29 protein-coding genes and 1 tRNA gene are annotated in these 26,960 nt (G+C 72.2%); 17 read left to right on the top strand and 13 right to left on the bottom strand.

Annotation, left to right across the window (positions count from 1 at the left end):
• Positions 1-30: 30 nt before the first annotated feature.
• Both QQK26_RS08935 and QQK26_RS08930 read left to right on the top strand, forming a co-directional pair.
• Positions 31-621: a hypothetical protein gene (locus QQK26_RS08935; RefSeq protein WP_284231894.1), complete on the top strand. Its 591-nt coding sequence runs from the start codon at positions 31-33 to the stop codon at positions 619-621.
• A 55-nt stretch (positions 622-676) separates the two neighbouring features.
• Positions 677-767 (top strand) — tRNA-Ser (locus QQK26_RS08930).
• 75 nt (positions 768-842) lie between these two features.
• Here the strand turns inward: QQK26_RS08930 and QQK26_RS08925 are convergent.
• Both QQK26_RS08925 and QQK26_RS08920 read right to left on the bottom strand, forming a co-directional pair.
• The gene (locus tag QQK26_RS08925; protein WP_284231893.1) at positions 843-1,148 is read right to left on the bottom strand and encodes a helix-turn-helix domain-containing protein; all 306 of its coding nucleotides are present in this window, start codon (positions 1,146-1,148) and stop codon (positions 843-845) included.
• Positions 1,149-1,369: 221 nt separating this feature from the next.
• Positions 1,370-1,585 carry a TIM-barrel domain-containing protein gene (locus QQK26_RS08920; protein WP_284234527.1) on the bottom strand — a complete coding sequence of 72 codons (216 nt, stop codon included), beginning with the start codon at positions 1,583-1,585 and terminating at the stop codon, positions 1,370-1,372.
• Positions 1,586-1,629: 44 nt separating this feature from the next.
• On the opposite strand from QQK26_RS08920, the gene QQK26_RS08915 reads away from it, so the two are divergent.
• Both QQK26_RS08915 and QQK26_RS08910 read left to right on the top strand, forming a co-directional pair.
• The gene (locus QQK26_RS08915) at positions 1,630-2,265 is read left to right on the top strand and encodes a carbohydrate-binding module family 20 domain-containing protein (RefSeq protein WP_284231892.1); all 636 of its coding nucleotides are present in this window, start codon (positions 1,630-1,632) and stop codon (positions 2,263-2,265) included.
• 180 nt (positions 2,266-2,445) lie between these two features.
• Positions 2,446-2,607 (top strand): hypothetical protein, encoded by a 162-nt coding sequence (locus QQK26_RS08910; RefSeq protein ID WP_284235389.1) that lies wholly within the window; start codon positions 2,446-2,448, stop codon positions 2,605-2,607.
• Positions 2,608-2,625: 18 nt separating this feature from the next.
• Here QQK26_RS08910 and QQK26_RS08905 read toward each other — a convergent pair whose 3' ends face one another.
• Together QQK26_RS08905 and QQK26_RS08900 are read right to left on the bottom strand one after the other, a co-directional pair.
• Positions 2,626-3,051, bottom strand: coding sequence for a hypothetical protein (locus tag QQK26_RS08905; RefSeq protein WP_284231891.1), 426 nt, complete (start codon positions 3,049-3,051; stop codon positions 2,626-2,628).
• A 70-nt stretch (positions 3,052-3,121) separates the two neighbouring features.
• Complete coding sequence (locus QQK26_RS08900; protein WP_284231890.1) at positions 3,122-4,147, bottom strand: LacI family DNA-binding transcriptional regulator; 1,026 nt, start codon at positions 4,145-4,147, stop codon at positions 3,122-3,124.
• 186 nt (positions 4,148-4,333) lie between these two features.
• On the opposite strand from QQK26_RS08900, the gene QQK26_RS08895 reads away from it, so the two are divergent.
• From QQK26_RS08895 to QQK26_RS08845, 11 genes are all read left to right on the top strand, one after another.
• On the top strand, positions 4,334-5,281 hold the full coding sequence (locus tag QQK26_RS08895; RefSeq protein WP_284231889.1) for a carbohydrate ABC transporter permease: 948 nt from the start codon (positions 4,334-4,336) through the stop codon (positions 5,279-5,281).
• An 11-nt stretch (positions 5,282-5,292) separates the two neighbouring features.
• Positions 5,293-6,252 carry a carbohydrate ABC transporter permease gene (locus QQK26_RS08890; protein WP_284231888.1) on the top strand — a complete coding sequence of 320 codons (960 nt, stop codon included), beginning with the start codon at positions 5,293-5,295 and terminating at the stop codon, positions 6,250-6,252.
• 50 nt (positions 6,253-6,302) lie between these two features.
• Positions 6,303-7,649: an ABC transporter substrate-binding protein gene (locus tag QQK26_RS08885; RefSeq protein WP_284231887.1), complete on the top strand. Its 1,347-nt coding sequence runs from the start codon at positions 6,303-6,305 to the stop codon at positions 7,647-7,649.
• Positions 7,650-7,716: 67 nt separating this feature from the next.
• Positions 7,717-9,891 carry an alpha-galactosidase gene (locus tag QQK26_RS08880; RefSeq protein ID WP_284231886.1) on the top strand — a complete coding sequence of 725 codons (2,175 nt, stop codon included), beginning with the start codon at positions 7,717-7,719 and terminating at the stop codon, positions 9,889-9,891.
• A gap of 204 nt (positions 9,892-10,095) precedes the next feature.
• Positions 10,096-10,986, top strand: coding sequence for a 2-hydroxyacid dehydrogenase (locus QQK26_RS08875; protein WP_284231885.1), 891 nt, complete (start codon positions 10,096-10,098; stop codon positions 10,984-10,986).
• A gap of 102 nt (positions 10,987-11,088) precedes the next feature.
• Positions 11,089-12,477, top strand: a complete 1,389-nt coding sequence (locus QQK26_RS08870; RefSeq protein ID WP_284231884.1) for an MFS transporter — start codon at positions 11,089-11,091, stop codon at positions 12,475-12,477.
• Positions 12,474-13,439: a DUF4862 family protein gene (locus QQK26_RS08865; RefSeq protein ID WP_284231883.1), complete on the top strand. Its 966-nt coding sequence runs from the start codon at positions 12,474-12,476 to the stop codon at positions 13,437-13,439. Before QQK26_RS08870 ends, QQK26_RS08865 begins: the two co-directional genes overlap by 4 nt.
• Positions 13,440-13,464: 25 nt before the next feature.
• Complete coding sequence (locus QQK26_RS08860; RefSeq protein ID WP_284231882.1) at positions 13,465-14,187, top strand: FadR/GntR family transcriptional regulator; 723 nt, start codon at positions 13,465-13,467, stop codon at positions 14,185-14,187.
• Between the two features lie 317 nt (positions 14,188-14,504).
• Positions 14,505-15,395 carry a hypothetical protein gene (locus QQK26_RS08855; protein ID WP_284231881.1) on the top strand — a complete coding sequence of 297 codons (891 nt, stop codon included), beginning with the start codon at positions 14,505-14,507 and terminating at the stop codon, positions 15,393-15,395.
• A 49-nt stretch (positions 15,396-15,444) separates the two neighbouring features.
• Entirely contained in the window at positions 15,445-15,987 is a 543-nt protein-coding gene (locus QQK26_RS08850; RefSeq protein WP_284231880.1) for an NUDIX hydrolase family protein, read from the top strand.
• On the top strand, positions 15,984-16,364 hold the full coding sequence (locus QQK26_RS08845; RefSeq protein WP_284231879.1) for a DUF805 domain-containing protein: 381 nt from the start codon (positions 15,984-15,986) through the stop codon (positions 16,362-16,364). Before QQK26_RS08850 ends, QQK26_RS08845 begins: the two co-directional genes overlap by 4 nt.
• A gap of 70 nt (positions 16,365-16,434) precedes the next feature.
• On the opposite strand, the gene QQK26_RS08840 is transcribed toward QQK26_RS08845, so the two are convergent.
• Together QQK26_RS08840 and QQK26_RS08835 are read right to left on the bottom strand one after the other, a co-directional pair.
• Entirely contained in the window at positions 16,435-18,066 is a 1,632-nt protein-coding gene (locus QQK26_RS08840) for a DEAD/DEAH box helicase (protein ID WP_284231878.1), read from the bottom strand.
• A 236-nt stretch (positions 18,067-18,302) separates the two neighbouring features.
• Positions 18,303-18,752 (bottom strand): hypothetical protein, encoded by a 450-nt coding sequence (locus QQK26_RS08835; protein ID WP_284231877.1) that lies wholly within the window; start codon positions 18,750-18,752, stop codon positions 18,303-18,305.
• A 103-nt stretch (positions 18,753-18,855) separates the two neighbouring features.
• On the opposite strand from QQK26_RS08835, the gene QQK26_RS08830 reads away from it, so the two are divergent.
• Positions 18,856-19,158, top strand: a complete 303-nt coding sequence (locus QQK26_RS08830; RefSeq protein WP_284231876.1) for a DUF427 domain-containing protein — start codon at positions 18,856-18,858, stop codon at positions 19,156-19,158.
• A gap of 42 nt (positions 19,159-19,200) precedes the next feature.
• Positions 19,201-19,743: a hypothetical protein gene (locus QQK26_RS08825; RefSeq protein WP_284231875.1), complete on the top strand. Its 543-nt coding sequence runs from the start codon at positions 19,201-19,203 to the stop codon at positions 19,741-19,743.
• 91 nt (positions 19,744-19,834) lie between these two features.
• Here the strand turns inward: QQK26_RS08825 and QQK26_RS08820 are convergent, their stop codons facing one another.
• From QQK26_RS08820 to QQK26_RS08790, 7 genes are all read right to left on the bottom strand, one after another.
• A complete protein-coding gene (locus QQK26_RS08820; RefSeq protein ID WP_284231874.1) occupies positions 19,835-20,419 on the bottom strand; it encodes a CGNR zinc finger domain-containing protein in 585 nt (194 codons plus the stop codon).
• A gap of 30 nt (positions 20,420-20,449) precedes the next feature.
• Positions 20,450-21,229: an amino acid ABC transporter ATP-binding protein gene (locus tag QQK26_RS08815; protein ID WP_284231873.1), complete on the bottom strand. Its 780-nt coding sequence runs from the start codon at positions 21,227-21,229 to the stop codon at positions 20,450-20,452.
• Entirely contained in the window at positions 21,216-21,881 is a 666-nt protein-coding gene (locus QQK26_RS08810; RefSeq protein ID WP_284231872.1) for an amino acid ABC transporter permease, read from the bottom strand. Before QQK26_RS08810 ends, QQK26_RS08815 begins: the two co-directional genes overlap by 14 nt.
• A 63-nt stretch (positions 21,882-21,944) precedes the next feature.
• A complete protein-coding gene (locus tag QQK26_RS08805; protein WP_284231871.1) occupies positions 21,945-22,799 on the bottom strand; it encodes an amino acid ABC transporter substrate-binding protein in 855 nt (284 codons plus the stop codon).
• Positions 22,800-22,928: 129 nt separating this feature from the next.
• A complete protein-coding gene (locus tag QQK26_RS08800; RefSeq protein WP_284231870.1) occupies positions 22,929-23,411 on the bottom strand; it encodes a SprT-like domain-containing protein in 483 nt (160 codons plus the stop codon).
• Positions 23,412-24,135: 724 nt separating this feature from the next.
• Entirely contained in the window at positions 24,136-25,434 is a 1,299-nt protein-coding gene (locus QQK26_RS08795) for a PQQ-dependent sugar dehydrogenase (RefSeq protein ID WP_284231869.1), read from the bottom strand.
• A gap of 503 nt (positions 25,435-25,937) precedes the next feature.
• Positions 25,938-26,786, bottom strand: coding sequence for a spermidine synthase (locus QQK26_RS08790; protein ID WP_284231868.1), 849 nt, complete (start codon positions 26,784-26,786; stop codon positions 25,938-25,940).
• Positions 26,787-26,960 lie beyond the last annotated feature (174 nt).

Genomic DNA, 26,960 nt, shown 5'->3' with positions numbered 1-26,960 from the left:
GCTCCGAGCACGAGCGGATGGGGGATCCGGATGCGGTGGAGGACGGGCGCGATCGCGCTGGGCAGCGTGGTCGCTGCTGCCGGGCTGTGGGCCGTCGTCTCGGCGCAGGCGGTCTCCGCACCGCTCGTCGAGGCTGAGCAGGACCGGATGCGAGCCTTGCTGGAACCGGCGATCCCGGGACCGGCCGCTGAGCGCTGGGTCAGCGAGCCGTGCGAAGGCGGCGGGGAGCGTTTCGAATACCGGCGCACGGCGACCGTGACCGGCGACCCGGACGGCGAGTTCGAGCAGGCGATCGCAGCGCTCACGGCGAGCGGAGTGCGCCTGTTCGAGGGCGACGGCATGATGTTCAGCTACGACCGCTGGCTGGTCGCCACGGAGGTCGGCGACGGCTTCGGGTACTTGACGCTCGGCCTCGCGAACGACGATGCCCAGCACGCCGTCTCCGGGGATCCCGGGCATGAACCGGACCCGAGTCGAGTGCCCGCGGGCGGCAACGCGGTGGAGGCGAAGGTCGACGGGCGGTGCATCGATACGGTGAGCGCGAGCGACCAGGTCGGCTCCCTCCTCGAGCCCCTGCTCCTGCCGGCGCTGCTCCTGCTGTTCGTCGTCAATGGCGGCTGAGCGGATGCGGCCGGCCGATTGGCGCCGGCCCTCCGTCTCGTCTATGCTCGATCCCGGTGACGTGTCCGAGCGGCCGAAGGTGCAACTCTCGAAAAGTTGTGTAGGGTAACCCCCTACCGTGGGTTCAAATCCCACCGTCACCGCCATTGTGAAGGCCCCGACTCCCCTAGAAACACTTGGGAGGCGGGGCCTTTGTCATGTCGGGGCGCGCAAAACTCGAGTCAAGCGACCTGGACGCGCTGGTCTCCCACGATGTACTCGATGGCGAGCCCGCCACCGACGGCCTCGAGGTAGCTGCGGATCGTTCCGACTTTCGCGCTCTCGAGGTCTCCGTGCTCGATCTTGGAGACCTGGCGCTGTCCCACACCGATGCGCTCGGCCAGCTGTGCTCGGGTCAGCCCAGCTTGCTCTCGCAGCTCACGGAGGCGGTAGGCGCGAACCTCGGCGAGCATCCGCCCCTTCTGCGCGTCGACGCGCTCCCGGTCGACCGGGTGCTCGGCTACGAAGTCCTTCAGGGACATGGTCATCTCAGTCACTCTCCTCTCAGTCTGCGGTTGTGGTCATCGAAGCATGATCGCCGCGCCGCTGAACCAGCAGCAGCAGGCCCGACGAGAGGGCGCCGGGGGAGAGGTCTCCTGGCACCCCTCGCCGTCGTGAGCGCTGTTCCCGGAGATGGCTCGCCGCGGCTTCAACCCGGTCGGAGTGCGCAGAGAACGGGTGCGGGTCGAGCGCAACCGCTCCGGGGCTCCTAGCCGACGAGCACCGGTCGCAAGGACTCCCAGCGTTCCGCCGCCACGAACAACGGCACGGCGGTGCGCTCGCGGACATCGACGTCGATCAGGCGGCCGCCCTGGAACGGCTTGCCGGTGGAGGCCTCCACCCAATCACCGTCGGGCAGATAGACGCTCCACAGTCGGGCGCCCGGTTCGAGGACCGGTGCGACGAGCAGCGCGTCGCCGAGCATCGAACCCAACCGACTTCATCCTCTACGAAGACGACGGTGAGACGGTGGCCTACGAGGACGGCGCGGGCCGCGAGACCGTCATCGGCCAGTCCGTCGTCGGGGGCGTGGCGACGGTGACGATCGGAGGAGCGAGCGGGACCTACGCAGGTGCCCCCTCGAGCCGTCCGGCGGTCGTGCAGCTCGTCATCGACGGAGAGCAGGCGGCTTCGGTAACGCTTGGCGGCACGCCGCTGGCCGAGCACGCGAACAAGGCGGCTTTCGACGCCGCGGCGAGCGGCTGGTGCAACGCCGGCGGCGACATGGTCGTGGCGAAGGCGCCGAGCGCGAGCGTGACGACGGCGCGGAGCTTCGCCTTCACACTCGGGGAGGAGCCGGTCTGGGCCACCTTCGCCTGCGAGTGGGGCAACACCTCCCCCGGGCTGTCCGTTTACGTCGTCGGCAGCATCCCCCAGCTCGGAAACTGGTCGCCCGCCAGCGCGATGAAACTCGAGCCGAGCGCCTACCCGACCTGGACGGGCGTGATCAGTAATCTGCCGCCCAGCACCTCGGTCGAGTGGAAATGCATCAAACGACAGGAGGCCGGCTCGCCGAACACGGCCGATGCGTGGGAGCCGGGAAGCGACAACCTGCTCACCACACCTTCATCCGGTTCGGCGGGGATGACGACTGGCGCGTTCTAGCCGTCGTTCCGGCGCCTGCCTCCGGTTCGGCGACGGCCACCTTCCTGCGCGCATCACGAGTGGAGAGCGAAGTCTCCCCGCTCGTGAACCGCAGTCCGCGGCGCCGACGGCACCCGCTTGACGCTGAACGGCAGCGCCTCATCCGCTCCCCCGGGCCGAGCCGCGGCTAGCGTCGGGCGCATGCTGAAGATCGTCGTCGCCCTGCTGATCCTCTGGGTCGTGCTGTCCATCGTCGGGTTCGTCGTCGAGGGGCTGCTCTGGCTCGCCGTCGTCGGTCTCGTGCTGTTCGCCGCGACCGTCGTGTGGGGCTGGCTGAAGCGGCGCACGTCGTCGGCGCGCTGAGCGCCGCGCACCGATCCGCTACGAGACCGCGCGCCGCACCAGCTCGCGCAGCGTCCGCTCGACCGCATCCGTCACCGCGACGACCGCGAAGGACGTCGGCCACAGGTCGCCGTCGTCGAGGTTGGCGCGCTCGTCGAAGTTGACGGTCGGGTAGCGGGTGTCGAACGTCGACTTCGGCTGCACGAACATGACGACCTTGCCCTCGCCGTCGGCGTAGGCCGGGAAGCCGTACATCGTCTTCGGGTTGAGGTGCGGCGCCTCGTCGCCGACGATGCGGTGGAGGGTCGTGGCGACCTCGGCGTCGAGGCCCTCGAGCCCGTCGATCACCGCGAGGCAGGCCTCGAGCTCGCGGGCAAGCTTCGCCGCGCCCTTCAGGCCCTTCGTGCCGCGCAGTTCCTCGGCGCGCCGCTGCATCGCCCGCTTCTCGTCGTCGCTGAAGCCCATGTCCGCTCCTCCCGGCATCCGCTCGCCTCGATCCTCGCACCTGAGCGGCACGGGGCGCGGAGGAGCGGCACTACGCCGTGCGTCCCTCCTGCAACGCCGTGGCGATGATCTCGCCCGGCGCATCCGTCCGGCCCCGCTCGATCTCGTCGACGAGCCGGTGCATGAGCCGGCTCGCGATCTCGGCGACCGGGATCTCGACGGTCGTGAGCGGAGGGATGACGGTGGTCGCCAGCACGCCCCCGTCAAATCCCGTGACCGCCAGGTGGCCGCCCACGTCGAGCCCGAGCGCGTGCGCGACGTTGACGACCATGATGCCGATGGAGTCGCTCGCGGTGACGATCGCATCCGGTCGGTCCTCCCGCTGCAGCAGCGCGCGCACCCACGGCTCGAGCTCGGGCAGGGACGCCTCCAGCACGAAGTCGTCGCGCAGCGCGAGGCCGTGGTGCGCGAGGCGCGCGCGGGTGCCGTCGAGACGGTCCTGCAGCCAGGCGCCGCCGTCGGCGTAGCCGGCGTAGGCCACGCGCGTGAAGCCGTGCTCGACCACCCGGTCGACCGCCCCGGTCATGGCGGCGGCGTTGTCGATGTCGATCCAGGCCTGCGACTGACCGGGCGCGGTGCGGCCCATGAGCGCGTACGGCACGCCGGCCTGCTCGAGCAGGCGCACCCGGTAGTCGCCGGGGCCGCTGTTGGCGAGCAGGAAGCCGTCGGCCTCGCGGTCGGCGAGGTCGGCGGCGAACGAGCCGTCCTCCTCACGCTCGTGCATGAGCACGATCACCCGCCGGTCGAGCTCGCTGGCCGTGGTCATGGCGGCCTGCAGGAAAGTGAGCGCGAACGGGTTGCGCGGGTCGAGGTTGTCGCTGTTCATGCTGAACGCGATGCGCCGCGACTGCCCGGTGCGCAGCGCGCGGGCGGCCGCGTCGCGGATGTAACCGATCTCGGCCACGGCCTGCAGCACCCGGTCGCGGGTCTCCTCGGTGAAGCCGGGCTTGTCGTTGAGCACGTTCGAGACCGTCTGCGCCGAGACGCCCGCGGCGAGCGCGACGTCCTTGATACGCGGGCGGGCAGCGGATGCGGGACGACGACGGCGCGCGGTCATGCGCCGGGCTCGTGCAGGTGGTCGCGCATCCGGTCGGTCTCCCTCGACGATCGCGGGCGCCGCTTGACATTCACGCCCGACGCGTTCATCGTATCCTCTTGATCGATAAAGCGATCGATAAAGTCATCGTCGCCGCATCGATCGAGCGACCACTCCCCGAGGTCGCGACGAGACGAAGGAGTCATCGTGACCACCGAGCGCATCACCGCCCCGGCTCCCGCCGGACGCGCCACCCTCCGACCCCCGCGGTCCTCCGCCTCCAGCGCGCGCCGCGGCGACGCCAGGCTCGCCTGGCTGCTCATCGCGCCGTCGATCCTCGGCTTCATCGTCTTCGCCGCGTACCCGGCGCTGCGCGGCGTGTACCTGAGCTTCACCGACTACCGCGTGCTCAGCGATCCCGAGTGGATCGGCCTCGACAACTTCGTCGAGCTCGGCGGCGATGCCAAGTTCTGGTCGTCGCTCGGCACGACGATCTACTTCGTCATCCTCACGGTCGCGCTCACCATGCTCGTGTCGGTGACCACCGCGGTCGTGCTGCACCGCCTGACCAGCTCCACCGCCATCCGCTCGGTCGTGATCCTGCCGTTCCTCATCTCGAACGTCGTCGCGGCCGTCGTCTTCTCCTGGATGCTCGACCGCCAGCTCGGCATCGTGAACATCGCGATCGAGGCGCTCGGCGGCGACGCGGTCGGCTTCCTCACGGACAAGGGATGGGTGGTGCCGACCCTCGCGCTCATCACCGTCTGGAAGACCGCGGGCTACACGACCATCCTCGTCTTCGCGGGGCTGCAGACGATCCCGCCGCAGATCTACGAGGCCGGCAAGCTCGACGGCGCCGGCGAGGTGCAGATGTTCCGCCGTCTTACCCTGCCGCTGCTGCGGCCGATCATGGCGATGGTGCTCGTGCTCACCGTCATCGGGGCGTTCCAGGTCTTCGACATCGTGCAGGTGACCACCAAGGGCGGGCCGGCGAACGCCTCGCTCGTGCTGCAGATGTACATCTACGACAAGGCCTTCGGGCAGTTCGACTTCGGGTACGCGTCCGCGATGTCGCTGGTGCTCTTCGCGATGCTCATCGTCATCTCCTTCGCGCAGATGCGACTGCTGCGCGCCTCCGAATCGGACCAGGGCTGAAAGGCGCGACCATGGCCATCACCACCGCACCCGCACCCGCATCCGCTTCCGCCACCGAGCCGGAGGCGCCCGCCGCCCGGCGCCTCGCCGGCCGTCGCAGGCTCAGCCCGGGGCGCGCCCTCGCGTGGGTCTATCTCGCGGTCGTCGTGCTCATCACGGTCTTCCCCTTCGCCTGGATGCTGCGCACCGCGCTCAGCGACAACTTCGCGCTCATCCAGAACCCCGCCTCGCTGCTGCCCGTCGACTTCACCTGGGGACCGTTCGGCCGCGTGCTCGGCCTGCAGAGCGCCGCCGACGCCCAGGCCGAGGGCGGCTCGGGCGTCTCGGTGAACCTCGGCGGCTTCGTGGTGAACTCCGTGATCTACGCCGGCGTCGCCACGCTCTGCCAGGTGTTCTTCGCAACCCTCGCGGCCTACGCGTTCTCGCGGCTGCAGTGGAAGGGGCGCGACCTCGTTTTCGGCATCCTGTTCTCGGCGCTCATGATCCCGGGCATCCTCACCCTGCTGCCGAACTTCGTGACCATCAAGGAGCTGGGGCTGCTCGACAGCTTCGCCGGCCTCATCCTGCCCGGTGCCCTCTTCTCGGCCTTCAACATCTTCTTCCTGCGGCAGTTCTTCCTCGGCATGAACAGCGAGATCGAGGAGGCGGCGATGCTCGACGGCGCCAGCCGGCTGCGCATCCTCTTCCGCATCACCATCCCGCTGGCTTCCGGACCCATCACCACGATCTCGATCCTCGGCTTCATCACCTACTGGAACGACTACTTCTGGCCGCTGCTCGTCGCCAACGACGAGTCGGTGCAGCCGCTCACGCTCGCGCTCGGCGTCTTCAAGCAGTCGTCGCCGCAGGCGCAGCCCGACTGGGCCGGCCTCATGGCCGCCGCCCTGCTCGCGGCGCTGCCGATGCTGCTGGTCTTCCTGGTCTTCGGCCGACGCATCGTCAACTCGCTGGGCTTCTCCGGCGTCAAGTGACCCCACCTCCCCGCAACCCCCTGCATCACCCAGAACGAAGGAGTTCCCGCATGACCACCAAGAAGCTGCTCGCCGCGTCCGCGTTCGGCGTGCTCGTCATGATCCCCATCGCCGGCTGCTCGACCGGAGGCGACTCCGGCACCGAGACCATCAGCTGGTGGACCTGGGACGACAAGCAGGCCGTCTCCTACGCCGCCTGCGAGACCGCGTTCGAGGACGCGAACCCGGCCATCGACGTCGAGATCAAGCAGTACGTCTGGGACGACTACTGGGCCAAGATCACGGCCGGCTTCGTGGGCGGCAACGCCCCCGATACCTTCATGAACCACCCCTCCTACTACCCCGAGTTCGCCGACCAGGGGCAGCTGCTGCCGCTGGAGGACCGCATCGACGAGTCGGGCTTCGACCTCGACCGCTACGCGATCGGGCTCACCACCTGGGGCGAGTACAAGGACGGCAGCGTCTACGGCCTGCCGAAGGACTGGTCGACGATGGCCTTCTTCTACGACCAGGACCTGCTCGCCGAGGCCGGCCTCACCGCCGAGGACGTCGCGACTATGACCTGGAACCCCGAGGATGGCGGCACGTTCGAGGACGTCATCGCCCGCCTGACCGTCGACACGAACGGCGTGCGCGGCGACGAGGCCGGCTTCGACGCCGACTCGGTCGCGGTCTACGGCATGAGCACGCTCACCGGCGGCGGCATCAACGGCCAGGACACCTGGGCCCAATTCGCGCCGACCACCGGGTGGGAGCTCGGCGACGCCGAGAACTGGCCGACCACCTTCCAGTACGAGGACGACGACTACGTGGCGACGGCCGAGTGGATCCGATCGCTCGTCGCGAAGGGCTACACGCCCGACTTCGAGGAGTTCACGACCGGCATCGCCGAGCAGCTGGGCTCCGGCTCCGTCGCGATGGTGCAGAGCGGCTCCTGGAACCTCAACACCTTCGCGGCCCTCGACGGCGTGAACGTCGGCTCCGCGCCGAGCGTCGTCGGCCCGATCGGCGAGCGCCGCGCGCTCTCCGGATCGAACGCCGACGTCATCTGGGCGGGCACGGAGCACGAGGATGCGGCCTGGGAGTGGATCTCCTACCTCGGCACCGAGGAGTGCCAGACGCTCGCCGGCGCCGACGGCACCTTCTTCCCGTCCATCGCCGAGGCGATGACCGCGACGACCGAGGCGTTCGCCGAGCAGGGCATCGACACGAGCGCCTTCACGGTGCAGTTCGAGGACGGCACGCTGTACGAGTCGCCGCTCTTCTCCGGCGGCACCGAGGTGCAGAGCACCGTCTCGTCGATGTCCGAGCTGTTCTGGACCGGTGAGCGCGACAGCGACGTCTTCGCCGAGATGGACGAGGCGAGCGCGGCGATCTTCGCCGAGCACGCCGACTGACGCACCCCACCGCGCCGGCCCGCCGCAGCAGTGGCGGGCCGGCCCCGTTCTCCTGAAGGATCGCCTGATGACCTCCTCTCCCGTCGTCCACCTCCGCCGCGGCGGCACCAGCCTCATCCTGCGCACCGTCGCCGACGAGCTGCCGACCGTTCTGCACTGGGGCACGGCCGTCGACGACGACGACGTGTCCGCCCTGCTCCCGGCGCTGGCCCGCCCCGTGGGCGACTCCGTCGTCTACGCGCAGCCGAACGTCGGCGTCGTGCCGCTGCACTCGACGGGCTGGCTCGGCCATCCCGGCCTGCTCGGCCACCGCGACGGCGCGGCCTGGTCCTTCGGGCCCTCGCGGGTCGACCACGTGGTGCAGGAGGCGGGGGAGAGCGGATGGGCGCACGGCCCCGCGGGTGCCGTGCGCCTGCTGAGCACCGCCCTCGATGAGGCGACCGAGCTGGAGCTCACGACCGAGCTCGAGCTGCACCCCTCCGGCGTCGTGCGGGTGCGCGCGAGCCTGCGCAACCTCGGCCCGGACGGCTACGAGGTCACCGGTCTCGAGCCCGGCCTGCCGGTGCCGCTCAGCGCGAGCGAGCTGCTCGACATGACGGGGCGGCACACCCGCGAGCGCACCCCGCAGCGGCACCGCCTCGAGACCGGCCGCTGGGCGCGCGAGGCCTGGGGAGGCCGCCCCGGCCACGACAACGCGACCGTGCTCATCGCCGGCGAGCCCGGCTTCGGCTGGCGGCGCGGCGCCGTCTGGGGCGTGCACCTGGCCTGGTCGGGCAACGGCGTCATGGCGGCCGAGCGCACGACGAACGCCTGGCAGCTGCTGCGCGGCGGCGAGCTGCTGCTGCCGCGCGAGGCCGTGCTCGCCCACGGCGAGTCCTACTCCTCGCCGTGGCTGGTCGCCTCGTGGGGCGAGGGGCTCGACGCCTTCGCCGGCCGCGTCCACGACTTCCTGCGGGCGCGCCCGCAGCATCCCGCGACGCGCCGGCCCATCATCCTCAACACGTGGGAGGCCGTCTACTTCGACCACGACCTGCCGCGGCTGCTCGAGCTCGCCGAGCGCGCCGCCGCCGTCGGCGTGGAGCGCTTCGTGCTCGACGACGGCTGGTTCCTCGGCCGCCGCGCCGACGACGCGGGCCTGGGCGACTGGGTCGTCGACCCGGACGTCTGGCCGGACGGGCTCGGTCCGCTCGCCGACCGCGTGCACGCGCTGGGCATGGAGTTCGGCCTGTGGTTCGAGCCCGAGATGGTCAGCCTCGATTCCGAGCTGGCCCGCACGCACCCGGAGTGGGTGCTCGGCACCGAGCGCGGCCCGGGCGTGCCCTCCCGCCAGCAGCACGTGCTCGACCTCGGCAACCCGGAGGCCTTCGCGTACGTCCTCGAGCGGATGTCGGCCCTGGTCGCCGAGTACCGCATCGACTACATCAAGTGGGACCACAACCGTCCGCTCGTCGACGCCGGCCACCAGCCCTCCTTCGCGCCCGGGGTGCGGGCGCAGACCCTCGCGACCTACCGGCTCCTCGCCGAGCTGAGAGCGGCGCATCCCGACCTCGAGATCGAGTCGTGCTGCGGCGGCGGCGGACGCGTGGATCTCGGCATCATGGAGCACGCCGACCGCGTCTGGGTGAGCGACTGCATCGACGCGCACGAGCGCCAGCGCATGCAGCGCTGGATCTCGCTGCTGCTGCCGCCGGAGCTGCTCGGCACGCACGTCGGAGCCGACCAGGACCACTCGACCGGGCGCACCCTCGACCTCGACTACCGCGCCGGCACCGCCGTGTGGGGGCACTTCGGCATCGAGTGGGATCTCACGAGCACGCCGGATGCGGACCTCGACACCCTGCGCGCCTGGATCGCCCTGCACAAGGAGCTGCGCCCGCTGCTGCACGGCGGCCGGGTGGTGCACGCGGATCCGATCATCCCCGCCGTGGAGGTGGAGGGCGTCGTGTCGCAGGACGGATCGGATGCGCTGTTCAGGATGGCGGTCGTCGACCACGCTCTCGACGCGCCGTTCGGCCGCATCCTGCTGCCCGGCCTCGACCCGGCACGCCGCTACCGCGTGCGGGTGCAGGAGCCGTCGGCGCGATCCATCCACCGCGGCGCGCTGCCCGGCTGGGTGGAGAACGGCGTCGAGCTGAGCGGCGAGGTGCTGGGGCGGATCGGGCTCGCCGCACCGCTGCTCGGCGCCGATCGGCTGGTGCTGATCCGCGCGACGGCGGTCTGCATGCCTCGCAAATCCTCGTAGGTATTACCTTCGGAGCAAAAGGGCGGTATGTTTTGCCCACCTGGAGGTCACGACGAGGTGATCCGATTCGGCGATCGATCCCCTCGTCCTGCGAGAGGAGATCAGCATGCCGCAGCACGCGCTCGACGTCGTCGTCGCCGATGGCAACCTGCATCCGCATCGGGAGCTGCTCGAATCGTCGAGCCCCCGAGGCACTCGGTTCCGGTGGTTGGAGCGGCGGGACGACGCGACGATCGCCCGGCCCTGCCGGGCGCGCACGTGCTCGTCGGGCCGCGCTTCACCACCCCCTTCACGGCCGCCGCCGACGCGCTCCGGCTCGTGCACGTGGCCGGAGCGGGTGTCGACGGCATCGACGAGCAGGCGCTGCCGCCCGGGGTCGCCGTCGCCAACACCTTCCACCACGAAGCATCGATCGCGGAGTACGCGGTCGCCACCACCGTCCTCATGCGCCGGCGGCTGCAGCAGCAGGACGCCGCGCTCCGGCACGGGCGCTGGGCCTCGCCCGTCTACGATCCTGCTCTGCAGCAGTCGTCCGGCCTCGACGGCGCGACGGTCGGCTTCGTCGGCCTCGGCCATATCGGTCGGCGCGCCTGGCAGGCCTTCCGGGCGTTGGGCGCACGCGGCATCGCGGTGTCGCGGTCGGGAAGCTCCGCGGAGGGGCTCGCCTGGACGGCGACCGTGGACCGGCTGCACCAGCTGCTCGACGAGGCCGACGTGCTGGTGCTGTGCCTGCCCTTGCGAGCCGAGACCCGGCACCTCATCGGCGAGCACGAGCTGTGGCGGCTCGGACCGGACGCGATGCTCGTCAACGTGGCGCGCGGGGCAGTGGTCGACCCTGCGGCGCTCTACACCGCCTTGGCCGAGCGCCGCATCGGCGGAGCCGTCATCGACACCTGGTACGCGTACCCGACGGCGGGCGCGGCGGCCAGGCCCGCCGAGCAGCCGTTCGAGCTGCTCGACAACGTCTTCATGACCCCCCACATCTCGGGCGTCACCACCCAGACCTTCCGCGGCCGCGTGCGCGACATCGCGCGCAACCTCCAGCTCCTCGCCCGAGGCGACGATCTGGAGCGCGTGGTCCTCACCGGCCGCTGACCGCGGCGCTTCGACTCGGCGGCGCCCGGACCGTGCGCGCCGCCGCCGTGGGCGACGACGCCCGACCGATCGGACGATGAACCATTCGAGGAGGCATGGATCATGGCAGACGTACCAGCGGCAGGCGAGGAGATCCCGCAGAGTCAGCTGCAACCGGCGGACCCCGCGAACGTCCGCCGAGCGGCGACCGCGGGGCTCGTGGGCACGATGCTCGAGAACTACGATTTCGTGATCTACGGAACGGCCTCGGCGCTCGTCTTCGGCAAGCTCTTCTTCCCCGAGATCTCCCCGGTCGCGGGGCTCATCGCGGCCTTCAGCGCCTATGCCGTCGGCTTCGCGGCGAGGCCCCTCGGCGGCCTGTTCTTCGCGCACTTCGGCGAGCGGTACGGCCGCCGTTGGGTGCTCGTCACGACCCTCTTCCTCATGGGCGGCGCCACCTTCGCGATCGGCTGCCTGCCCGACTTCCACACCATCGGCATCCTCGCTCCCGTGCTCCTGGTCACCTGCAGGTTCCTGCAGGGATTTGGAGCGGGGGCGGAGCAGTCCGGCGGAGCGACGCTGCTCGCCGAGACGGCTCCCCTCGGCCGACGGGGCCGCCTGTCGGCCTTCGTCATGGTGGGCGCTGCGCTCGGCGCCGTGCTCGGCGCGCTGGCCTGGGTGCTCGTGCAGCAGCTCCCCGAGGAGGCGCTGATGAGCTGGGGATGGCGCGCGGTGTTCTGGAGCAGCATCGCCGTGACGATCGCGGCCGCGGTCATCCGCGCGAAGATGGCCGAGAGCCCCATCTTCGAGGAGCTCAAGAAGAGCGTCGACGTCAAGAACCAGGCACCGCTCAAGGAGGTCGCGCGACACGGCAAGCGCGGCGTGCTGCGGGTCATCCTCATGAACTGGGGCGTCTCGACGCAGTCCTACACGTATCAGGTGTTCATGATCGGGTACCTGGCCACGGTCATCGGCGTCGACACCTCGTTCATCCCTCCCGTGCAGCTGGCCGCATCCGTCTGCGCCGCGATCGCCGCCTTCCTCACCGGAGCGCTGTCGGACCGGTTCGGACGCCGGCGGACGACCCTGGTGCTCTGCGGCATCCTCGTCGTGACGCCGTTCCTCGTCTTCCCCGGGCTCGGCACCGGCTCCCAGGTGCTGATCGCGATCATCATCATCCTGGGCTACATGGTGGCGGCGCAGGGCGTGACCGGGGTGCACATGTCGTACTTCCCCGAGCTGTTCGGCAGCCGCTACCGGTACGCGGGCGTGACGCTGGGCCGGGAGTTCTCGTCGGTCATCGGCGGTGGGGTCGCGCCGCTGCTGGCGGCGTCGCTGCTCGCGAGGTTCGCGGACTCGTGGGTGCCCATCGCGGTGTACATGTCGCTCACCATGCTGGTGTCGTTCATCGCCACGGCGCTGGCACCGGAGACGGTCGATCGCGACCTCACGGTCGGCTCGGACGCCGTCGCGGGCGAGGCGCGTCCCGGCGCGTCGGTCGGCAGGCGATGAGCGGCGCCCCGGCTCCCGTCGAGGTCCGGTCGGCCCGCGTCGTCGGGGGCTATGCGCTGGCCGCCGGGCTCGATGAGGCCGCACGCTCCGAGCTCTACGCCTCGGCGCGCGATCTGCCGGGCGTCGACGGCTTCGAGATCAGCGTCGGAGCGCCGACCTGGCCCGAGGACCGAGCCGCTCTCCACCGCGCCGCGAGGCGGAGCGCCGGTCCCGCCGCCGTCGTGGTCACGACGATCGGCCTCGCGGCCGGGCTGGCGACGGGCGGGATGGGGATCGCGGCACCGGATGATGAGGGGCGCATGGCGGCGCTGCGGGCGTTGCGACGCGCCAACGATCAGGTTCGCTCGCTCGCGGATCGCGGCCACGACATCGTGGCCGTGCAGGTGCACTCGTACCCGACCGTCGACCCGTCGCGATCCGAGGACGCGGGACGCTCGCTGCAGCGCTCCCTCATCGAGCTCGCCTCCTGGGACTGGTGCGGGGCCGCGCTCGTCGTGGAGCACTGCGATGCGCGATCCGCGGAGTCCGCGGGCAGCAAGGGGTTGCTGCCGCTGCCGGTCGAGCTCCGGGCGGTGCGCTCCGCCGCCGAGGAGTCGTCCACGGACATCGGGGTCAGCCTCAACACCGGCCGCTCGGCGATCGAGGGCCGCGGCGCTGCGACCGTCGTCGAGCACGTGCGGGCCGCGCAGCGCACCGGTCTGCTGCGAGGCGTGATCGTCTCGGGGGCCACCGAGCGGTACTCGCCCTACGGACCCGCGTGGGCGGACGTCCATCCGCCCCTTCGCGATCGGCTGCCCGCCTCGGCGCTGACCCGTACCGACGTGCGAGCCGCGTTCGACGAGGCGGTGCATCCCCTGCGGTTCGACGGGGCGAAGGTCGCGCCCGCGGATGCTGCCGCGGGCATCGTCGAACGCCTGACGCTGCTGCGCACGGTCGTGGAGGCGCTCCCAGGCCCGCGCTGAGCGGACCGGGTGAGCGAGCGACGGCATGCCGGCCGAGGTGCTGCACAGCGCGATCGTCTCGGTGCTCGCCCGCGAGATCGTGGAGGGCGAGCTGCGCGAGGGCGACGCCATCCGACTCGAACAGATCCAGGCGCGGTTCGAGGTCTCGCGCACCGTGGCGCGGGAGGTGATGCGCTCGCTCGAGGCGGTCCGGATGCTCGAGGCCCGGCGGAGCGTCGGTCTGGTGGTGAGGGCGCTCGCGGACTGGGATCTGCTGGACCCCCGGGTCGTCACGTGGCGTCTCGGCGGCTCCACGCGCGCAGCGCAACTCGCATCGTTGACCGAGCTCCGGCTCGCCATCGAGCCAGCGGCCGCCCGTTCCGCGGCCATCCACGCGGCGGGCGCCGATCGCGACCGGCTCGTCGAGCTCGCCGAGCACCTGGCCCGCTCGGCGAACGCCGGGGCACGCGACGCGTTCCTCACCGCGGACATCGCCTACCATTCGCTGCTGCTGCGCGCCAGCGGCAACGAGCTCTTCGCGGCCATGCAAGAGCTCTTCGCCGCCACGCTCAGCGGCCGGACCCGCGGCGGCCTCATGCCGCACCACCCTTCGTCGACGGCCGTCGACGGGCATCTGCTGGTCGCGCGATCGGTGCGCCAGGGAGACGCGGACGACGCTCACGGTGCGATGGACGAGCTCCTGGGCGGGCTCCGCCGCGAGCTCGCGGCGCGATGGATCTCGCCGACGGAGGAGCGGATGGGGCGCTGAACGTCGAGTGCAGCGCTTGACGTGGCGAAGAATCGTCATCTCCGCCGATGCAGCCCCCGCCATGGGGCATGATGGAGAGCGACGCGAGGCTCGAAGGGCACCGGGGGTTCGGTACTCCGGGCATCGCGTCCTGAGGGGGCCGGCTCGTCCGGCGAGAACGACCTCGGCGGTGGGGTCCGCACGAGGTGCCCGCGGCGGGCGCGTAGGGGTGCGCGCTCGCCGCGCCCCGCTCCGAGACTCCTCATCGCGCCGCCGACGGCGCCGTCGCCTGCGGAGCATGGCTCGTCGCGGCGGGCAGGCGACGATAATGGTTGCTCGTGACCGCATCCCCACTGCTCGGCCTGCTCCTCGACGTCGACGGCCCCATCGCCAGTCCCGTCACCCGCTCCATCGCGATCGACTCGATCGCGACCGACCTCGTCGAACTCGCGAGGCTCGGCGTGCCGATCGTGTTCAACACCGGACGATCGGATGCGTTCATCACCGAGCAGGTCGTGCCCCCGCTGCTCGCGGCCGGCCTCCCCGAGGGCGCCCGCGTGCACGCGGTGTGCGAGAAGGGCGCGGTCTGGTTCTCGATCACCCACGAGGGCGCGGGCGAGATCCAGGTCGACGAGGACCTCGCGCTGCCGCAGGCCTACGGCGACGAGATCGAGCTGCTGGTGGCCGAGCGCTTCGACGACCTCGTGTTCTTCGACCACACGAAGCGCGCCATGGTCTCGGTGGAGCAGCGCATGGAGGTCGACAGCGAGACCTACCTCGCCCAGCAGCCCGTCTTCGACGAGCTGGCGATGCAGGCGCTGGCCCGTCACGGCTTCGGTGCGGTGCGCGAGGGCGACGAGCGGCCCGACGTCGACGGCGACGTGCAGGTGCGCGTCGACCCGACCATCATCTCCACCGACATCGAGTCGGTGCGGCTCGGCAAGGACCTCGGTGCCGAGCGCGCCCTGCAGCTGCTCGAGCAGGACGGCGCGGCGCCGCAGCACTGGCGCACGGTCGGCGACTCGCGCACCGACTACGCCATGGCCACCTGGCTGCACGAGCGCGGCCACTCGGTGACCCATGTCGACGTGCGCCCGAAGGACGGCGTGCCCGAGACCCCGTATCCGGTGCTCACCGCCGGCGACCTCATCCACGACGAGGCCGGCGCGGACTTCCTCGGCCGCTGGGTGGCCGCCGTGCGCCGCGGTTCGCTGAACGCGGAGGACTGATCGCGAGCGGATGCGCGGTGCATCCGCTCCGGCACGGTAGGAATGGAGCATGAGCTCCGTCAGCACCCCCGATCCCACGCCCGGCTGGCTCTCGGATGAGGAGCTGGCGACCGTGCGCCGCCGCATCCCGCTGCTGTACGTGGAGGCCATCCCGGTGCGCACCGACGGGCTCGGGCGGGTCACCGAGGTCGGGGCCCTGCTGCGGGTGAACGCCGAGGGCGTCATGAGCCGCACGCTGGTCTCCGGGCGGGTGATGTACGGCGAGTCGCTGCGCGACGCGCTGTTCCGGCACCTCGAGAAGGACCTCGGTCCGATGGCCTTCCCGCAGCTGCCGGCCTCGCCCGTGCCGTTCAGCGTCGCCGAGTACTTCCCGTTCCCCGGCGCGAGCACCTTCACCGACGAGCGCCAGCACGCCGTATCCCTCGCCTACATGGTGCCGGTCACCGGCACCTGCGATCCGCGCCAGGACGCGCTCGAGCTCACCTGGATGAGCCCGGCGCAGGCGCACTCCGACGCCGTCGCCGCCGAGATGGAGGGCGGCCGCGGCCACCTGCTGAGCGCGGGCCTCGCCTCCGTCGGCGCCTGGGCGTGAGCTTCGGCGCGGCGATCGCGGCGTTCTTCCGCGGCTACGCCGAGTTCACCGGCACGTCGCGCCGCTCCGAGTTCTGGTGGGCGATCCTCTTCACCGTGCTCGTCTCGGCGGGGCTCGGCATCGTCTCGGGCGGGCTCGTCACCGGCCCGGCAGCGGTGGAGCGCTTCGGCGCGACCGACTCCTGGGCCGTCAGCCTGTGGAGCCTCGTCACGCTCGTGCCGACCCTCGCCATCACGGTGCGCCGGCTCCGCGATGCGGGCTACGGCTGGCCCTTCGCGTTCTTCCTGCTCGTCCCGCTGGTCGGCCTCGCGTTCATCGCCTACCTCTGCGCGCAGCCGACCCGCGCTGCGGACACCCCGGACGCCGCCGCGGACTGACCCTCGCGCTCCGCGCAGACAGGACGGGCCGCCACCCCCGAGGGGTGACGGCCCGTCCTGTCGGTCCGGCTCAGTAGCCGCCGCGGCGGCCTCCGCCGTTCTGGCGCACGACGCTGCCGACCATGAGCTTGCCGGAGCCGCCGTTGGAGCTGGCGCGGCGTCCCGTGGTGCGGCGTCCGCCCGTGGGCTGGTCCTGCTGCTGGCGGGACGGCTGGCCGGCGCGCTCGGCGAAGGCGGCCTGCGCGGCGCGCTCGCCGCCCTGCGTCGCGCCGCCACGCGAGCGCTGGCCGTCGCGGGCCTGGCCCTGCGCGCCTTCACCGCCGCGTCCGCGGCCGCCGCGGCGACGGCGCGAGCCGTCCTCGGCGCCCTCGGCGAGCGGCGCCTGCTGGCGTCCGCGACCGCCCTGGGGCGAGCCCTGGCCGCGCTCCTCGCGGGCCGCGCGCTTGCGCTGCGCGTTGGCGCCCTGCGACTGCCCGCCCTGCGACTGCCCGCGAGCCGGCTCGGCGCTCGGCGCCACGTACGGGGCGACCTCGCCGATGAGCGCCACGACCTCGGGGTCGTCGACGCGCACCTGGCGCGGGGTCACGGTGATGGCGGCGCGGCGCAGCAGCACCTTGGTGTCCTGGCGCTCGCTCGGCAGCATGATCGTGACGACGTCGCCCTCGCTGCCGGCACGGGCAGTGCGGCCCGAGCGGTGCAGGTAGGCCTTGTGCTCGGCCGGCGGGTCGACGTGGATCACGAGCTCGACGTTGTCGACGTGCACGCCGCGGGCGGCGACGTCGGTGCACACGAGCACCCTGATGTCACCGGCGCTGAAGGCGGCGAGGTTGCGGTCGCGGGCCGCCTGCGACAGGTTGCCCTGCAGATCGGCGGCCGGGATGCCCGCCGCGGTGAGCGTCTTCGCCAGCTTCTTGGCCTGGTGCTTGGTGCGCATGAAGAGGATGCGGCGGGCCGATCCGCTGGCCAGGGCCTTCACGAGGTCCTTCTTCGCATCCGCGTCCGGCACCTCGAAGACGTGGTGCGTCATGGCGGCGACGTGCGAGGTGGCCTCGTCGACGGAGTGCAGCACCTGGTCGTGCAGGAAGCGCTTGACGAGCTTGTCCACGCCGTTGTCGAGCGTGGCGCTGAAGAGCAGGCGCTGGCCCTGCTTCGGCGTCTTGTCCATGATGCGGGTGACGACGGGCAGGAAGCCGAGGTCGGCCATGTGGTCGGCCTCGTCGAGCACGCTGACGTCGACGGCGTCGAGGTGCACGAAGCCCTGCTTCATGAGGTCCTCGAGACGTCCGGGGCAGGCCACGACGATGTCGACGCCGGCGTTCAGCGCCTGCACCTGACGGCTCTGCGTGACACCGCCGAAGATGGTGGTGCTGCGCAGGCCGTAGGCGGCCGCGAGCGGCTCGACGACGGCGTTGATCTGGGTCGCGAGCTCGCGGGTCGGGGCGAGCACGAGCGCGCGGGGGCGGCCCTTCTCGCGGCGCTTGCCGGCCGCGGCGAGGCGGGCGACGAGCGGGATGGAGAACGCCAGGGTCTTGCCCGAGCCGGTCTTGCCGCGGCCGAGCACGTCGCGCCCGGTCAGGGTGTCGGGCAGGGTGTCGACCTGGATGGGGAACGCGCCGGTCTTGCCCTGCTGGGCGAGCACCTCGACGAGGGGCGCGGGCACGCCCAGCGACTCGAAGGAGGGCGCGGTGGTGGTGTCGGTCATAGAGCTTTCCGGGGCTGGGCCGATCCGGGCGCACGGGCGACCGGGCGCGGATCGGTGTTCGGGCGAAGGCGTCGGGTGACGCATCCGTTCGCCGTATGCAGTGATCTGCAGAATCGCGGTCTTCGCGATGATGAGAGGGATGCTGGGCATCCGCGTGCTACGACGCAGGCGCTGCGCTGATGGCGCGCCGGTGATCCCAGCCTAACAGCCGTCGGGCGATCGCGCGGCGCAGCGCCTCACCAGTGCCAGGCGAGCGAGCGGATGCGCAGCCCGCGCCACCGCCAGACCACCCACAGCGGCAGCCACAGCAGCGCCCCGACCGGGCCCGAGATCTCGAGCCGGTCGCGGTACCTCGTGCCGACCGGTCCCGGGGAGACGGCCATGCGGTGCTCGACCCGCAGCAGGCCGCGCAGTCCGTGACCGCGGTCGCGCTGCATCCGCACACCCTCGCGGCCGGTCTCCGGCCAGTCGAGGTCGATGACCTGCTCGCCGATCGGCACCAGCCCGAGCGCCAGCAGCCGCACCCTGTGGGGGCCGCCCTCCCAGCGCTCCGGGAAGCCGCCGGGCTCGAGCGAGCGGTAGTCGAGCACGGGCCGTGCGGCGTCGCGCATGACCTGCGGGTCGCGCAGGGCCTCGAGCACGGCGTCGGGTTCGGCGGGCAGCTCGAGGGCGAGGAGGATGCGCATCCGTTCACCTTCCCGGCAGCGGATGGGCGCGGCCTGGACGCCGCGCCGGTCACCGTCCGCATCGGCGTAGCCTGCTGACCCCGCGACGGTCAGGAGGACCACCATGAAGGCTGTGCTGAACGGCACCGTGCTCGCCGAGGCTCCCGAGGAGGAGCTCGCGCAGATCGAGGGCAACCGCTACTTCCCGCCGTCGAGCCTGCGCACCGAGCTCTTCCAGGAGAGCCCGACCGCGTACACCTGCCCCTGGAAGGGCGCGGCGCAGTACTGGGACGCGGTCGTCGACGGCGAGACCGTGCGGGACATCGCGTGGAGCTACCCCGACCTGCGTCCCGGCGCGGTCGAGCGGGTCGGCAAGGACTTCGCCGGCTTCGTCGCCTTCGACCGTACGGTGACGTTCGAGGACTGAGCAGCCCGGCGACTGGGCAGCCCGGCTCTGTACCCTGGCGGGATGAGCTCCCCGCACGCCCAGACCCGCTATCAGGTGCGCTTCGACCACGGCCACGACGGTGCCGCCCGCATCGCCGGGGGAGCGGATGCGGTCGTCTGGGCGGATGCGATCCCGGGCGGAGCGACGCAGCCGCACGCCTCCTCCGCGCCCGGCGCCGCGCAGCTCGTCGCCGGACCGGGCAGCGCGGCGGCGACCGCCGCCTGGCTGCTGCAGCTGCAGGTGGACCTCGGCCGCCGCGCCATGATCGCGATCGTCGCCGTGGGCGGCGAGGGCGGCCGGCCCGCCGTCGAGGACCAGCTGCTCGCCGGTGCCGTGGTCGACGAGCTGATGGCCCTGGGCATCGACGCGACCTCGCCGGAGGCCGCACTGGTCGGTGCCGCCGCCACGGCCCTGCGGGGCGCCTACGCGCACCTGCTCACCGCGAGCGTGAGCGGCCAGGAGCGCGCCGCGCTCGGCGAGGGCGACGCCGTGATCGCGGCGGCGCGCGCCGTGGGCGGCCAGCCGACCGTGCTGGCGGAGCACCCGGAGCGCGTCGGCGCCTGACCGGGCGGGCCCGGGTCGCAGCAAGGGTCGGCGCCCGGCCTGGGCGGGTCCGGTGCGGGGCATCGATCGGCGCTCGGACCGCCGGGTCGCCTCAGGACGCCTTCGCGCGCGCCCGGTGCGCGCGCACCTTCGCCCGGTTCCCGCAGCGCTGCATCGAGCACCAGCGGCGGTTGGCCGAGCGCGAGTCGTCGTAGAAGAGCAGCGCGCAATCCTCCGCCGAGCAGCGGTGGATGCGGCCGTCCTCGGCGTGCTCGGCGAAGAGCGCGATCGCGTCGCGGGCGATCGTCGAGAGCGCCTGGCCGGTGCGGATCACGCTGCGGCCGGCCTGGCGCCGGCCGCCGTCGAGCGCCGGGGGCACATCGGGGGTCGCGGCGTAGAGGTTGACCGTGTCGACGTCCTCCGCCGCGATGGCGCCGCCGTCGGCGATGGCGGAGGCGATCCGCACGATCGCCTCGCGCAGCAGCAGGGCGTCCTGCAGGTTGCGCGGGTCGGCGGCGGGCTCCAGCTGCTCGAAGCGCTCGGCGAGCCAGGCGCGCAGGTGCTCGGGGGCGTGCATCCGCTCGGCGACCTCGTCGCTCGCGAACGGGCCCGTCCATCCGAAGTCCAACGCCAGCGAGCCGGAGTCGAAGAACCAGCGGTTGCCATCGCTCGGAACGAGGAACTGACCGGTCTGCACCCGACCATCATCCCAGGTCGCGCGCGGCGCTCAGTCCTCGAACGGATGCAGCAGCCGCCGCAGGAAGCGCGCGGTGCGCTCCTCGCGGGGCTCGGTGAGGATGCGCTTCGGCTCGCCCCGCTCGACCACGACACCGCCGTCGATGAAGAGCACCTGGTCGGCCACCTGCCGGGCGAAGGAGATCTCGTGGGTGACGATGACCATCGTCCAGCCGTCGTCGGCGAGCTCCTTGATCACCTGCAGCACCTCGCCGACGAGCTCGGGATCCAGGGCGCTGGTGGGCTCGTCGAACAGCAGCAGCTCGGGCTTGAGCGCGAGCGCGCGCACGATGCCGACGCGCTGCTGCTGGCCGCCGGAGAGCTGGTAGGGGTAGGCGTCGCGCTTGTCGGCGAGGCCGACGCGCGCGAGCAGCGCCTCCGCCTCGGCGACCGCCTGCGCGCGGGGCAGTCCGCGCACCCGGACGGGCGCATCCGTCACGTTCTGCAGCACGGTGCGGTGCGGGAACAGGTTGTAGTTCTGGAAGACCATCGCCGAGCGGTCGCGCAGGCCGTAGCGGTGCGCCTCGGTGAGCGGGTACTGGAAGTCGAGGTGCAGGCCCGGGTCGATCGCGATCTCGCCGGCGTCCGCCACCTCGAGGCCGTTCAGCGCGCGCAGCACGGTGGTCTTGCCCGAGCCGCTCGGCCCGATGATGGCGACGACCTCGCCGCGGCGCACCTCGAGGTCGATGCCGCGCAGCACCTCGTTCTCGCCGAAGCGCTTGTGCAGGCCGGTCACCCGCAGCAGCGGGGCCTCGATCTCAGCGGACGACATAGCGGCTCAGCCTCCTCTCGATGCGGCCCTGGGCCCACGCGAGCAGCAGGCAGAACAGCCAGTAGATCAGGGCGGCCTCGAGGTAGACGATCACGAACTCCGAGCTGAAGGTGGCGATCTGGCGGGCGACGCGGAACAGCTCCGTCACGAGCACCACCGAGGCGAGCGAGGTGTCCTTGACCAGCGAGATGAACGTGTTCGACAGCGGCGGCACCGCCACCCGGATCGCCTGCGGCAGGATCACACGCTGCAGGGTCTGCGCCTTCGAGTAGCCGACCGTGTACCCGGCCTCCCACTGGCCCTGCGGCACGGAGAGGATGGCGGCGCGGATGATCTCCGCCGCGTAGCCGCCCACGTTCAGCGAGAAGGCGAGGATCGCACTGGGCCACGGCGGCACGACCCAGCCGAGCGCCGGCAGCGCGTAGAAGATGAAGAAGAGCTGCACCAGCAGCGGCGTGCCGCGGATGACGGACACGTAGAACCAGCCGATCGCCCGCAGCGGCTTGAGCGGCGACAGGCGCAGCAGGGCCACGCCGAGCGCGATGACGAGCCCGATCGCGAACGAGCCGAGCGCGAGCGGCACCGTGCCGGTCGCACCGCCGACCAGGATCGGCACGAACGAGTCGGCGACGAGCTGCCAGTCGATGTCCATCGGGGTCCTTCCTGCCGCGGACGGGGGCGGACCCGCTGGGTCCGCCCACGCCCGATGCGCGCGTTACTGCGAGACGTCCTGCCCGAAGTACTTCTCGCCGATCTCGGCGAGCGTGCCGTCGGCGGCCAGCTCGGCGAGCGCGTCGTCGATGTCGGCGAGCAGCTCGTCATTGCCCTGGGCGAGCGCGAAGGCGTTGCGCGACGGGTCGTCGGTCGCGGCGACCTCCTGGATGTCGGTCGCACCCTGCGTCTTCACGTAGTCGAGGAACGTCAGCTCGTCGTTGATGGTGAAGTCGATGCGGCCGTCGCGCAGCAGCGCGATGGTCTCGTTCCATCCCTCCACGGTCTCGATGTCGGCGCCGTAGGACGCGGAGATCTCGTACCAGTTGCTGGTGGCCGACTGCGCCGCGCGCTTGCCCTCGAGGTCCTCGAAGCCGGTGATCTCCGTGTTGTCGGCGCTGGTGATGATGACGCCGGGCGACACCGTGTACGGCTCGCTGAGCAGGTACTGGGCCTCGCGCTCGTCGTTGATGGACACCTGGTTGGCGATCACGTCGAAACGGCCGGCATCGAGGCCCGCGAAGATGCCGTCCCACTCCGTCTCCTCGAAGCGGATCTCGAGACCGAGCTTCTCGGCGACCGCCTCGGCGATCTCGACGTCGTAGCCGGTGAGGTCCCCCGACTCGTCGTGGAACGTGAAGGGCCGGTAGGTGCCCTCCGTCGCCACGGTGAGCGTGCCGTCGGCCACGAGGTCGTATCCCTCGGCCCCGGCGGGCGCATCGTCGCCGCCCTGCGAGGCGACGACGGCCACGGTGACGCCGGCCGCGAGGACCACGGCGAGCGCGATGCCGCCGCCGACGAGCAGCCCGCGACGACTGCGGGGCTGGTTCGAGCCGGGGGTGTTCGAGATGGTGGACATGACGGTCTCCTGTGGTGCCGGTGGCCGGGATGGTGGGGCGCGCCGGATCGGCGCGGACCCTCGGGGAACGATGTCAGACCTCGGATCATTCCCGGCCGGCGTGACGCCGCGTGACGATCCGGCCCGCGCTCAGGAAGCGGCGCGCCGACGGGTGGCGGCGTTCACCGGGCGATGCACCCAGTCGATGAGATGCGCCGCGTCGAAGCCCCGCCCGCAGCGCCCGCAGGCGAGCGGACGGGTCGGGCGGCGGTAGCGGTAGTGCTCGTGGCCCGCGGGGCAGCGGCCCACCCACGGCGCCAGCTCGTCGGCGATGGCGCCGTCGTGCAGCCGCGAGCCCTCGTAGCCGAGTTCATCGGCCGCGGCCTTCCATGCCGGCCCGTGCCCTGCGCGGTGCCCGGCCACGGCGTGGGCCACCTCGTGCAGCAGCACCTGATGGATCTCGTCGTCCTCGTAGCGCGCCGCCAGGTACCGCGAGACGGTGATCCGCTTGGCGCGGTAGTCGCAGAGGCCGGCGCGGGTCTTGGCGTTGTCGAAGCCGAACGACCACGACGGGTCCAGATGCAAGCGGATGAGGGCGTCCGCCCACACGCGCACCCGGTCCAGCTCCGCCACGCGTCCAGCGTACGCGCCGCCCGGCACCGCGCGCTCGGCGCCGCGAGCCCGGCTCGGCCCGGCTCGGCTCGGCCCGGCCCGGCGCGGCTCGGCCCGGCTCGGCTCGGCTCCGCGACTCAGCGCCGAAGCGACGTGTCAGCGCCTCGGCCGACGCTGACTTGTCGCCACGGTGCTGAGTCGTACGCGGCGCGCTCACGCGGCGAGCCTCCGTGCGGCAAGTCCCGTTTGGCGCGCATCCGTTCGGCGCGCGTCCTGGCGGATGCGCATCCGCTCGGCTGCGCGCTGGACTCTGTCACCCGGCCGCGACACAGCCCTCCGTGACTCAGCGTCGGAGCGACGTGTCAGCACCTCGGCCGACGCTGACTCGTCGCCCCGGTGCTGAGTTGTACGCGGCGCGCTCACGCGGCGAGCCTCCGTGCGGCAAGTCCCGTTTGGCGCGCATCCGTGCGACGCGCATCCGCTTGGCTGCGCACTGGACTCTGTCACCCTGCCGCGCTCCGCCACTCCGCCAGCCCGCTGCGACTCAGCTCGCTGCGACTCAGCTCGCTGCGACTCAGCGCCGACGCGACGTGTCAGCGCCTCGGCCGACGCTGACTTGTCGTCCCGGTGCTGAGTCGTACGCGGCACCCCTGCGCGGCGCGCATCCGCTCGGCCGTGCGATGCGCATCCGAGCGGCGCGCCTCCGAGCGTCATGGCAGCGAGCCAGGTCGCGGCGCACCGCCGCTCAATCGGCCGGAGCCAGCGGGATGCGCAGCAGCCGGTCGTCGCCCGGTCCGGCCGAGTCGCGGGAGGTGTTGTTCGTCAGCACCAGCAGGCTCGCGCCGTCGGGTGCGAGCACGGCGTCGCGCAGCCGGCCGAACTCGCCGGCGTGGTACGCCTCGGTCGTCACCGGCTCGCCCGACTCGATGCGCCAGAGCCGCTCGCCGCGCAGCGCCGCCAGGTAGAGCGAGTCGCCGGCCGCGGCCAGCCCGCTCGGGCTCGCCTCCGCCGGGGACCACTGCACGACCGGGTCGACGAAGCCCTCGGCGCCCGCCTGCCCCTCCACCTCGGGCCAGCCGTAGTTGCCGCCGGGCTCGAGGCGGTTGAGCTCGTCCCAGGTGTCCTGCCCGAACTCCGAAGCCCAGAGCTGCCCGCTCGCGTCCCAGGTCAGACCCTGAGGGTTGCGGTGCCCCAGCGTGTACACGGGCGAGCCGGCCGTGGGGTTGTCCGAGGGCACCGAGCCGTCGGGCTCGAGCCTCAGCACCTTGCCGCCCAGGGAACCGGCGTCCTGCGACGAGGGCCGGTCCTGTGCATCGCCGGTCGTGGCGTACAGCTTGCCGTCCGGTCCGAACGCCAGCCGGCCGCCGTTGTGGGTGCTCGAGCTGGGGATGCCCGTCAACAGCTCCTCCGGTGCGCCCAGCGCGACCGCCCCCGGCTCTCCCTGCAGCGGCATCCGCACGATGCGGTTGTCGTCGGCACCCGTGTGCATCGCGTACAGCCAGCGCTCGCCGCCGGCCTCCAGTGCGGCGAGGCCCATCAGTCCGCCCTCGCCCTCGGCCCGCACGCCCGGCACCGTGCCGACCTCGCGCAGCGCGCCGTCGACGAGCTCGAGCACTCGCGCCGTCTCGCGCTCGCTGATCAGCGTCGCGCCGTCGTCGAGCACGACCACCGACCACGGCACGTCGAGACCCTCGGCCAGCACCTCCGGCTCGCCTGAGGGCACGAACGAACCGCCCGGAGCAGCGGATGCGGTGGGCTGCGGTCCCTCCTCCGTCGCGTCGGTCGTGCCCCCGGTCGCGGCCGGCGGCTCGGATGCGGGCGTGCACCCCGCGAGCGCCAGCGCAGCCACGAGCGCCCCGGCCGGCGCGCCGAGCCGCAGCGCTCGCCGCAGGCGGGCCGCCGGCAGCCCGGCCCCGCCGCGCCGGCGCGCCGAGGCGGCATCCGTCGTGCGCCCGGCTGTGCCCGACCGCGGTGCCAGGCCGTGCATCCGATCCGTGTTCGCCCTCGACGCGGTGCCGTCATCCCGGTCCAGCCGCCTGCTCATCGTCGAACCCCGATCGTCGTGCGCGCCGCTCGCCGGCTCGGACTCCCGTGCCGACCGCGGCGCCGGGCCCACCCTGTCGCGCGGCCCTGGACCGCGCATGCGAGCCTGCGCTGCGCAGCCTGACCTCCCTCTCCCCGAGACCCGGTTCGCCGAACGACGGAGATCCGCTCGGTTCCCGCCGCTCGGCCCCGGAAGACCCCTGGATGTACGGGCCTCCCGATCCGGACCCGGGTCGCATCTCCGTCGTTCGGCCGATGAGGTGGCGGGGGCGGGGGCGGGGTGCGGGCTGCGGATGGGGTCGCGGTGACTGCGTCGTGCAGGAGATCCCTCCGATCCGAAGGAGGGAGGCTGCGGAGAGCCCGCCGACGCGACGTCGATCGGTATCGGTAGGCGGATCGAACGGAAGGGATCCCGCTGTTCTCCTGCAGATCGGCAGGCCGCACCGGGGTGTCCTGTGAGCGGATACTCGTCGCCCGCCCGTGACCTCAGCGCGCAGCGAGCGCTCAGGCCCCGAACACGCTCCGGTTCGGCTCCGGCGACTGCACGGCGGTCGCATCCGTCACGATCCTCGCGCCGGCGGTGAAGTCGCGCAGCTCGCGTCCGGCGAGCACCTTGGCCGGGTGCGGACCGCCGGCGAGCAGGCGCGGCATCCACTCGAGCGGCAGCTCGCGGGCGCCCGCGAGCACGAGGTTGCCGAAACGGCGTCGGCCGAGCACGCCCGCCTCCGCCAGCACCGCGACCTCGCCGACCGCCATGCCGAGGGTCGCGACCTGGCCTCGGGCGAACTCCAGCCCGGCGCCGTCGGCCACGTTCACGGCGATGATGCCGCCGGGGGAGAGGAAGGACGCGGCCAGCTCGTAGAACTCGAGGCTGGTCACGTGCGCGGGGATGCGCGCGCCGCTGAAGACGTCGACCACGAGCAGGTCGACGCTGCCGCGCAGCCCCGACGGCAGCCCTGCGAGCACCTCGCGGGCGTCGCCGTAGCGGATGCGCATCGACGCCTTCGCAGGCAGCGGCAGGTGCTCGCGTACGAAGTCGACGAGGTCGCGCTCCAGCTCGACGACCTGCTGCCGCGAGCCCGGTCGCGTCGCCTCGACGTACCGCGGCAGGGTGAGCGCTCCGGCCCCCAGGTGCACCGCGGTGATCGGCTTCCCCGGATCGGCGACGAGGTCGACGAGGTGCCCGATGCGGCGCACGTACTCGTAGAAGAGGTGGCTCGGGTCGTCGAGGTCGACGTGCGACTGCGGGGTGCCGTCGACGACCAGGGAGAAGGTGCCGGGCAGGTAGCGGTCCTCGGCGATGCGCGCCTCGAGGCCGCTGCCCTTGAGCACGATCGAGGGGGAGTCGGCCATCGTGAACCTCTCGTGACGCGCGGTTATACCCGAGACGACCGGATGCGGTCAAGACGGGACTGGACATCCGGCTCGCGGAGGCCTACAGTAGAGCTTTGCGCTCCCAGATCTTTTCTGTGCCTTCATATTGCGGTTGGCCGACCCGGGTGAGGATGCTCCCGCGCATCCCACTGT

Origin of the sequence: Arenivirga flava (assembly GCF_030161575.1) — a bacterium.
GTDB lineage: Bacteria > Actinomycetota > Actinomycetes > Actinomycetales > Microbacteriaceae > Arenivirga > Arenivirga flava.
Note: the sequence above shows the minus strand (reverse complement) of the source record. Positions and strands in the feature narration are given on the sequence as shown.

Coding starts and splice junctions, on each gene's coding strand:
- QQK26_RS08935 (WP_284231894.1), top strand. CDS start 31: ATGCGGTGGAGGACGGGCGCGATCGCGCTGGGCAGCGTGGTCGCTGCT.
- QQK26_RS08925 (WP_284231893.1), bottom strand. CDS start 1,148: ATGACCATGTCCCTGAAGGACTTCGTAGCCGAGCACCCGGTCGACCGG.
- QQK26_RS08920 (WP_284234527.1), bottom strand. CDS start 1,585: ATGCTCGGCGACGCGCTGCTCGTCGCACCGGTCCTCGAACCGGGCGCC.
- QQK26_RS08910 (WP_284235389.1), top strand. CDS start 2,446: ATGCTGAAGATCGTCGTCGCCCTGCTGATCCTCTGGGTCGTGCTGTCC.
- QQK26_RS08905 (WP_284231891.1), bottom strand. CDS start 3,051: ATGGGCTTCAGCGACGACGAGAAGCGGGCGATGCAGCGGCGCGCCGAG.
- QQK26_RS08900 (WP_284231890.1), bottom strand. CDS start 4,147: ATGACCGCGCGCCGTCGTCGTCCCGCATCCGCTGCCCGCCCGCGTATC.
- QQK26_RS08890 (WP_284231888.1), top strand. CDS start 5,293: ATGGCCATCACCACCGCACCCGCACCCGCATCCGCTTCCGCCACCGAG.
- QQK26_RS08885 (WP_284231887.1), top strand. CDS start 6,303: ATGACCACCAAGAAGCTGCTCGCCGCGTCCGCGTTCGGCGTGCTCGTC.
- QQK26_RS08880 (WP_284231886.1), top strand. CDS start 7,717: ATGACCTCCTCTCCCGTCGTCCACCTCCGCCGCGGCGGCACCAGCCTC.
- QQK26_RS08870 (WP_284231884.1), top strand. CDS start 11,089: ATGGCAGACGTACCAGCGGCAGGCGAGGAGATCCCGCAGAGTCAGCTG.
- QQK26_RS08865 (WP_284231883.1), top strand. CDS start 12,474: ATGAGCGGCGCCCCGGCTCCCGTCGAGGTCCGGTCGGCCCGCGTCGTC.
- QQK26_RS08860 (WP_284231882.1), top strand. CDS start 13,465: ATGCCGGCCGAGGTGCTGCACAGCGCGATCGTCTCGGTGCTCGCCCGC.
- QQK26_RS08850 (WP_284231880.1), top strand. CDS start 15,445: ATGAGCTCCGTCAGCACCCCCGATCCCACGCCCGGCTGGCTCTCGGAT.
- QQK26_RS08840 (WP_284231878.1), bottom strand. CDS start 18,066: ATGACCGACACCACCACCGCGCCCTCCTTCGAGTCGCTGGGCGTGCCC.
- QQK26_RS08835 (WP_284231877.1), bottom strand. CDS start 18,752: ATGCGCATCCTCCTCGCCCTCGAGCTGCCCGCCGAACCCGACGCCGTG.
- QQK26_RS08830 (WP_284231876.1), top strand. CDS start 18,856: ATGAAGGCTGTGCTGAACGGCACCGTGCTCGCCGAGGCTCCCGAGGAG.
- QQK26_RS08825 (WP_284231875.1), top strand. CDS start 19,201: ATGAGCTCCCCGCACGCCCAGACCCGCTATCAGGTGCGCTTCGACCAC.
- QQK26_RS08815 (WP_284231873.1), bottom strand. CDS start 21,229: ATGTCGTCCGCTGAGATCGAGGCCCCGCTGCTGCGGGTGACCGGCCTG.
- QQK26_RS08810 (WP_284231872.1), bottom strand. CDS start 21,881: ATGGACATCGACTGGCAGCTCGTCGCCGACTCGTTCGTGCCGATCCTG.
- QQK26_RS08805 (WP_284231871.1), bottom strand. CDS start 22,799: ATGTCCACCATCTCGAACACCCCCGGCTCGAACCAGCCCCGCAGTCGT.
- QQK26_RS08795 (WP_284231869.1), bottom strand. CDS start 25,434: ATGAGCAGGCGGCTGGACCGGGATGACGGCACCGCGTCGAGGGCGAAC.
- QQK26_RS08790 (WP_284231868.1), bottom strand. CDS start 26,786: ATGGCCGACTCCCCCTCGATCGTGCTCAAGGGCAGCGGCCTCGAGGCG.